Annotated in this window: 7 protein-coding genes; 2 read left to right on the top strand and 5 right to left on the bottom strand. The window is 67.9% G+C overall.

Annotation, left to right across the window (positions count from 1 at the left end; translation table 11 throughout):
- The 4 genes from AC1DY5_RS34810 to AC1DY5_RS34795 form a co-directional block, all read right to left on the bottom strand.
- The coding region (locus AC1DY5_RS34810) for an ABC transporter ATP-binding protein (protein WP_478118949.1) at nt 1–552 on the bottom strand (552 nt) is incomplete at its 3' end.
- Nucleotides 553–562: 10 nt separating this feature from the next.
- On the bottom strand, nt 563–1,690 hold the full coding sequence (locus AC1DY5_RS34805; protein WP_478118947.1) for a polyamine ABC transporter substrate-binding protein: 1,128 nt from the start codon (nt 1,688–1,690) through the stop codon (nt 563–565).
- Nucleotides 1,691–1,845: 155 nt separating this feature from the next.
- Nucleotides 1,846–2,967, bottom strand: a complete 1,122-nt coding sequence (locus tag AC1DY5_RS34800; RefSeq protein ID WP_478118945.1) for an adenylate/guanylate cyclase domain-containing protein — start codon at nt 2,965–2,967, stop codon at nt 1,846–1,848.
- Nucleotides 2,964–5,345 carry a sensor histidine kinase gene (locus AC1DY5_RS34795; protein WP_478118943.1) on the bottom strand — a complete coding sequence of 794 codons (2,382 nt, stop codon included), beginning with the start codon at nt 5,343–5,345 and terminating at the stop codon, nt 2,964–2,966. Before AC1DY5_RS34795 ends, AC1DY5_RS34800 begins: the two co-directional genes overlap by 4 nt.
- Nucleotides 5,346–5,584: 239 nt before the next feature.
- Between AC1DY5_RS34795 and AC1DY5_RS34790 the strand changes: the two genes are divergently transcribed.
- On the top strand, nt 5,585–6,568 hold the full coding sequence (locus tag AC1DY5_RS34790; protein ID WP_478118941.1) for an ABC transporter substrate-binding protein: 984 nt from the start codon (nt 5,585–5,587) through the stop codon (nt 6,566–6,568).
- A gap of 25 nt (nt 6,569–6,593) precedes the next feature.
- On the opposite strand, the gene AC1DY5_RS34785 is transcribed toward AC1DY5_RS34790, so the two are convergent.
- The gene (locus AC1DY5_RS34785; RefSeq protein ID WP_478118939.1) at nt 6,594–7,004 is read right to left on the bottom strand and encodes a murein hydrolase activator EnvC family protein; all 411 of its coding nucleotides are present in this window, start codon (nt 7,002–7,004) and stop codon (nt 6,594–6,596) included.
- On the opposite strand from AC1DY5_RS34785, the gene AC1DY5_RS34780 reads away from it, so the two are divergent.
- Nucleotides 6,991–7,254, top strand: a complete 264-nt coding sequence (locus AC1DY5_RS34780; protein WP_478118937.1) for a hypothetical protein — start codon at nt 6,991–6,993, stop codon at nt 7,252–7,254. The genes AC1DY5_RS34785 and AC1DY5_RS34780 overlap by 14 nt on opposite strands.
- Nucleotides 7,255–7,375 lie beyond the last annotated feature (121 nt).

The raw sequence follows: 7,375 nt of genomic DNA, 5'->3' as shown, positions 1-7,375 counted from the left end.
GACCAGCTCGATCTGGGTCGCCTCGCGCAGCTTCCGATCGAGCGCGCCGAGCGGCTCGTCGAGCAGCAGCAGCCGCGGCCGCTTGGCCAGGCAGCGCGCCAGTGCCACGCGCTGCTGCTGCCCGCCCGAGAGCTGGTGGGGCTTGCGCCGGCCGAGACCGCCCAGTTGCACCAGCCGCAGCATGTCCTCCACCCGCGAGGCCACCTCGGCCTTGGGCAGCTTGTCGCGCCGCAGGCCGAAGGCGACGTTGTCCCAGACGCTCAGATGCGGAAACAACGCATAGGACTGGAACATCATGTTGAGCGGCCGTTCGTACGGCGGCAGCCCCGTGAGGTCGACGCCGTCGAGGACGATGCGACCGGACGATGGCGCCTCGAAGCCGGCAAGCATCCGCAACAGCGTGCTCTTGCCGCAGCCCGAGGGACCCAGCAGCGCGAAGATCTCGCCGCGCCCGATGTCCAGGTCGACCTGATCCACCGCGCGAAAGTCGCCGAAGTCCTTGCTGACCGATTCAATTCGCAGGAAGGCGCGGTCTTCCTTGGGAGCGTTCATGGGTGTCGGGTCAGCGCTTGGCCTTGAAGTTGGTGAAGGTGCGCGTGATCAGCTTGAGCGTCGCCTGGTCGGGCGTGTCCGGCGCGATCATGGTCGACAGCGCCGCCTCGTCCGGGAACACGGCCTTGTCCTTGGCCAGGGCCGGATTGACGAACTTCATGGCCGCCTTGTTGGGGTTCGCATAGAAGACCTTGTTGGTCAGCGACGCATGAACCTCGGGCCGCAGGATGTAGTTGATCCACTTGTAGGCGTTCTCCGGGTGCTTGGCGTCCTTGGGGATGGCCATGGTGTCGAAGAACAGCAGGCCGCCGGTCTTGGGCAGCAGCGCCTCGAGGTTCTGGGGATTCTTTGCCTTGGCGGACTTGTCCTTGGCGATCATGATGTCGCCGGACCAGCCGATCACGGCACACAGCTGGCCCTTGGCCATCTGGTCGATATAGTCCGAGCCCGAGCCCGAGAAGCGCGTGACATAGGGCCGCACGGCCTTGAGCAGGTCGCCCGCCGCCTTGTAGTCGTCGGGGTTCTTGCTGCGCGGATCCTTGCCCATGTACTTCAGCGCGATCGGCATGATCTCGGACGGGCTGTCCAGGAAGGACACGCCACAGTCCTTCAGCTTGGACAGGTATTCGGGCTTGAAGACCAGGTCCCAGGCGTTGTCCGGCAAGGGCGCGCCGCCCAGCGCCTTCTTGGCCTTGTCGGTGTTGATGCCGACCGTCGTGTAGCCCCAGAGCCAGTCGACGATGTGCTCGTTGCCTGGGTCCATCTTGGCCAGCTGGGCCTGGATGGCGGGGTCGAGGTTGGCGAGGTTCGGGATCTTCGACTTGTCCAGCTTCTGCAGCAGGCCGCCCTGGATCTGCATCTTGGCGAAATGCGATCCGGGCACCACGATGTCGTAGCCCGACATGCCGGCGACCAGCTTGGCGTGCAAGGCCTCGTTGCTGTCGAACAGGTCGTAGCGGACCTTGATCCCCGTTTCCTTCTCGAAGTTCGCGACCGTGTCGTCCGCGATGTAGTCGCCCCAGTTGTAGATGTTGAGGATCTTCTCTTCCTCGGCATGCACGGCGAAGGCCGCCAGCGCGACGGCGGCGGCCAGGGCTGCACCCACGATCAAGGCGGGACGGAGCGGCGTCAGTTTCATGGACATACTTTTGGGGGCAGCAAAGTCGGCGGCAGGGATTGTTGCGGGGCGCATTATCGATCCAGATCGCGGCCCCGATGCGGTGCACAGGCCCGCTGCCGCATGCAATTTGAGGGCCAGCAGGCAGCCAGGGCCTCGGCAGGCGCAGGACCTCGTCAGGCCCCGGGCAGCACCCGCCAGGCCGCCACCTTCCGATGGAAGCCCTTGAGCTCCAGCTCGCCGGCGTCCTCGATCGCCCCGCCGCCTTCGGGCTCAGCATCCTGGAGTGCGGCCCGGACGCGCTGCGAGATCAGGATCTCGCCGCCCGCCGCTTCTCCGCACAGGCGCGCGGCCAGGTTGGTCACGGTGCCGATGGCACCGTAGTCGATGCGGCCGTCGAAGCCGATGCCGCCGATCGTGGCGAAGCCCTGCGCGATGCCGACGCCCATGTGCAGGTCGTAGCCCCGCCGGTGCCACTGGCTCCTGAGCGCGACCATCTCGCGCTGCATCTGCACCGCCATGCGCAAGGCGCGCCCCGGCGCATCGGCCACCGGCTGCGGATCGTTGAAGAAGATCATCATGCCGTCGCCCGAGAAGCGCTCCAGCGTGCCCTCGTGGGCCAGCACCAGCCGGCCCATCGCGGCGTGGTATTGCGCCAGCACGGCCATCACCTCCTCGGGATCCGCGGTCTCGGTGAAGGCGGTGAAGCCGCGCAAGTCGAGGAAGACGACCGTAATCTCGCGCCGGTGGCTCCGCAGCGGATCGTCGGCTCCGCCGGCCAGGATCGCTTCCGCCAGCTGCGGCGAGAAGAAGCGCTTGAGCTGGCCGACGCGTTCGAGCTGCTTCACGCCCTCCGCTACCCGTTCCTCGAGCGTGCGGTTCCACGCCTCCAGCTCGGACTTCTGCCGCTGGACCTCGTCGTACAGCGTCTTGACCCGCAGCAGGGAGCGTACCCGGGCCAGCAGCTCGGCCTGGTGGATCGGCTTGCTCAGGAAGTCGTCCGCCCCCGCGTTCAAGCCGTTCATGCGCTCCTGTTCGGGATCCAGGGCCGTCACGAGCACCACCGGCAAGACCGCCAGCGCTGGATCCGCGCGAATGGCGCGGCAGACGTCGTAGCCGTTCATGCCCGGCATCATCACGTCCAGCAGCACCATGTCGGGCGGATCGGCGGCGATGCAAGCCAGGGCCTCCTCGCCGGACGAGGCGGTGCTGGTCCGATAGCCGCGTGCCGTAAGGACATCGGCAAGCAGCCTGACGTTCTTCTCGACGTCGTCGACGACCAGCACGTGCGCGGTCATTCCGCAACCTCCAGCACCTGCAGCACCTGCAGCGGCAGCAGGAAGGTGAAGGTCGAGCCTTCGCCGAGGCGGCTGTCGAGCTCCAGCCTGCCGCCATGCAGCTCGACGAAGCGCCTGGCCAGCGGCAGGCCCAGGCCGGTGCCTTCGGCCTTGCGCAGATAGTCGTTGCCCGCCTGGCGGAACTCGTCGAACACCATCTGGTGGTCCTCGGGTGCAATGCCGACACCGGTGTCGGCGACGCTGACCTCGGCCATCGCCTGGTCCGCGGCGCCGTCGATGCGCCGCGCGCTCAGCCGCACGCGGCCGCCCGCGGGGGTGAACTTCACCGCATTAGAGAGCAGGTTCACCACCACTTGCTTGACCTTGCGTGCATCCGCGACCCATTCGTTGAGCCCTTCGCCGACCTCCAGCGACAGCGAGAGGCCCTGGCGCTGGGCGCGCTCGCGCACCAGGGTCATCGCGTTCTCCAGCAGCAGGCCGAGATCGAAGCAGCTCAGGTCCAGTTCCATTCGCCCGGCTTCGATCTTCGACAGGTCCAGGACATCGTTGATTAAGGTCAGCAGGTGCTGGCCGGACGAGTGGATGTCCCGCAGATACGCCATCTGCTTGTCGTTGACCGCGCCGAACATCTGCTCCGTCAGCACTTCGGAAAAGCCGATGATGGCGTTCAAGGGCGTGCGCAGCTCGTGCGACATGTTGGCCAGGAACTCCGACTTGTGCTGGTTCGCCACTTCGAGCTGGCGGCTCTTGTCCTCGATCTCGCGGAACAGGCGCGCGTTCTCGATCGCGATCACCGCCTGGTCGGCGAAGGTTTCAACCAGGCGGACTTCGGCATTCGAGAAGAGCTGCACTTGCTTGCGCATCACGCCGATGACCCCCACCGACGCGCCCTCGCGCACCATCGGAACCGCCAGCACGGTCCTGAACTCGTGGCGCGCCTGCGGTTCGCGTGAATCGGGAAACTCGGAATCGAGCAGCCGGACGACGTCCTGCACGTGCACGGTACGGTGCTCCGCGAAGGCCCTTCCGACCACCGATCCCCGCGTCAGCGGCAGGACCTCGTCCCGGCCCTGAGTGGCGTCGTGTCCGGCGCCCAGGTAGCCTGTCATGGCGCGCAGGTGATCGTCCTCGGGCAGCCAGATCCGGCAGCCGTAGGCCCGGCAGAGCGCCGCCGAGCGCTCGGCCACGTTCTGCAGGACCGGTTGCAGATCCGTCGGCGATCGGCTGATGACGCGCAGGATTCCTGCCGTCGCCGTCTGCCGCTCGAGCGAGGCGCTCAGTTCGGCGGTGCGTTGCTCGACCTTGCGCTCCAGTTCGCCGTAGGACTCGCGCAGCTGCGCCGACATGCGATTGAACTGGTTGGCCAGGCCTTCCAGCTCGTCGCCGGTGCGGACCTCGATCTGTTGATTCAGGTCTCCCTGGCCGATGCGCCGCGCGCCCCGGGCCAGCGTTCGGATCGGCCGCACCATGCTGCGCGCCAGCAGCGACGCCGCCAGCGCCGAGATGACCAGGCCGGCCAGCAGCAGGACGGCGGCGCGCAGGAACGAGGCATTGAGCTTGGCGTAGACCTCGGCGATCGGCTGCTCGACGAACACCTTCCAGCCCAGCGGCTGGATTGTCGCCATCGCGGTCAGCACAGTGGCGCCCTGCAGGTCGCGCGACACCATGGCCTGTCCCTGCGGCAGGCCGTCGGCTGCCGCGGCCTGGACGTGCGGCAGTTGGGCGAGGCTGGTCTTGCGCAGCACCAGGCCGATGTCGGGATCGGCCACCAGCAGGCCCTGGCTGTCGATCACATAGGCCTTGCCCGCCTCGCCGATGTGGATGCGCGAGACCACATCCCAGATGAACTTGAGATTCAGCTCGGCCACCGTGACCGGGCCGCCCGAGCCCGCGGAGCGGATCGCGACCGTCATGTAGGGTTCGGTGCCGCGGTTGAAATACACCGGCCCGAACCATGGCGCGCCGGGCAGGGCGCTGCGGAATGCCGCATCCGACGACCGGTCCCTGCCGGAGCCCATCACGTCCATTCCCACGCGCGACACCGTGACCTGCTCGCGGCCTGCACCGTCGAGCTGCGCGATATCGGTCACCTCGGGCGCTTGGCGCAGCAGGCGCCAGAACTCCGCGCGCCGCGACGCCAGGTCCCCGGCATCGAGCTGGACCAGCGAGGCGTAGGCCAGCTGCTGGGTCACCCGTTGCAGGTACTGCTCGATCCGCGCCGCGGCGCCCAGGGCCTTTTCATGCTGTAGGCTGGCCAGTGCCGCCTTGTTCTCCTGGTAGGAGAAATAGAGACTGATCGCACTGGACGCCAGCAGCACCGTCGTCACCAGCGAAAGGATCAGCAGCAGGTACTTGCGGAACAGGCGGCCCCGATGCACGTCCCGCGTCCCTTGAGGCAACACGGCGGAGCGTCGGCCATGGGCCGTTGCTGCAAGGTCGCCGGGGAGCGAGGCGGGAGACGAATCCTGGGCCGTCATGGCCCGTCAATTGGACAACGTCGCCTGCACGATGGGAAGGCCGGGCGAGTAGGCCTATTGGCCGAGTCACTATGGCGCCCGGTGGCGGGGTCGGCGGCGCAGAATCCGTCCGGTGGCTGCCGGCGACAAGGAGGGAAGCGATGCGCAGCAGGATCGGGTGCTTTCTTCTATGCGCTGCGCTGGCGGCCAGCGCAGCCCTGGCGCAGGCGCAGCAGCCCAGGAAGGTTCCGCGGCTGGGCTATCTGGCCGCGGTCTCGGCCAGCGCCGATGCGCCGCGGCTGGAAGCATTCCGGCAGGGGCTCCGCGATCTCGGCTATGTCGAAGGGCAGACCATCCTGATCGACTACCGCCACGAGAGCCAGGATCTGCAGCGGCTTCCGAGCCTGGCGGCCGAGCTGGTCGGCCTCGATGTCGACGTGCTGGTGGCGGTGACGTCGAATGCGGCGCAGGCCGCCAGCCGGACCACCCGGAACGTGCCGATCGTCTTCATGGGTGTCACCGACCCGATCGCCACCGGGCTGGCCGAGAGCCTGGCGCGGCCCGGCGGCAACAGCACCGGCATCACCAACGTGGCAGCGATCCTCACCGGCAAGCGACTCGAACTCCTGAAGGAGATTCAACCCGCCGTCGCTCGCGTGGCGGTGCTCTGGGACCCCCTGGCGCCCGGCTCCGTTCCGCAGTGGGAGGCCAGCCAGTCGCCGGCCGAGAAGCTCGGCCTCCAGTTGTATTCGATGGAGGCCAGCAGTGCTGACGCCTATGACCAGGCTTTCAAGGAAGCCGCCAAGGCGCGCGCCGGCGCGGTGTGGGTCACGCTGAACCCGGTGGCCAATTCGAACCAGAAGACGATCGCCGAGTTGGCCATCGCGCACCGGTTGCCGTCGATATGCGCCCGCGGCGACTATGYCGAGAACGGCTGCCTGGTGGCCTACGGACCGGGCTACGGGGCCGAGGGAACGGACGGTGCGCGTTACGTCGACAGGATCCTGAAGGGCGCCAAGCCCGCCGATCTGCCGATCGAGCAGCCGACGAAGTTCGAGCTGCTGATAAACCTGAAGACCGCCCAGCGGCTCGGCTTGTCGATTCCGCCAGCGGTGCTCAACCGGGCCGACAAGCTGATCCAGTGAATCGCTGCGCCGGCGGGCCGGCCCGTCAATCGTCGGTGGCGGCGTCGGCGCTGCCGCCGGCCGTCAAGAAGGGCATCGGATCGATCGCGGTGCCGTTCCTGCGCAGTTCGAAATGCAGCTTGACGGTGGGGGACTCGCTGCTCCCCATCCGGGCGATCAGCTGGCCGCGCTTCACGGTCTGGCCTTCCTTCACGAGCAACTCGCTGTTGTGCGCGTAGGCCGACAGGTAAGTGGCGTCGTGCTTGATCATGACCAGCCGCCCGTAACCGCGCAGCGTGGCCGCCGCGAAGACCACCTTGCCGTCGCCGGCGGCGYGGACCGGGTCGCCCTTCGCGCCCCCGAAGTCCAGGCCCTTGTTCGAGCGGCCGTCGAAGCGCGCCACGACGGCGCCGCTGACCGGGCGCTGGTATCTGCGGTCAGGCTTGGCTGCAGCCACCGGTTTGTCGGCTTCGGTGCGCGGCGGCGCCTTCTTCGATCCGGAGGCCGGCTTCGATTTGGCTGTCCTTGACGACTTGGCGCTGCGCGAAGCTTCCGAGCGGGCGCCGGAACCGTCCGCCGGGGTCGCGGTAGCCGGCGCTGCGCTGTGTGCGGGCGCGGAGGGCTGGGAGGCGCAGCCGATGAGCAGCGCGCCCGCCACGGAGAAGGCAAGGCCCGATGCGGCGCGGCCGATGAATGTCCTGTACTGACCTGTCATGCGTCGACTGTAATGGCAGCGCCCCAGGCCGGCGCCGGGCCGCCCCAAGGCGGCCTGCGCCCCCTCGGGGGGCAGCGAGTACACGCAGTGACGAGCGTGGGGCTCAATCCTTC

The organism is Variovorax sp. P4_D9, from assembly GCF_056401695.1.
This window is presented reverse-complemented; position numbering and strand designations above follow the sequence as displayed.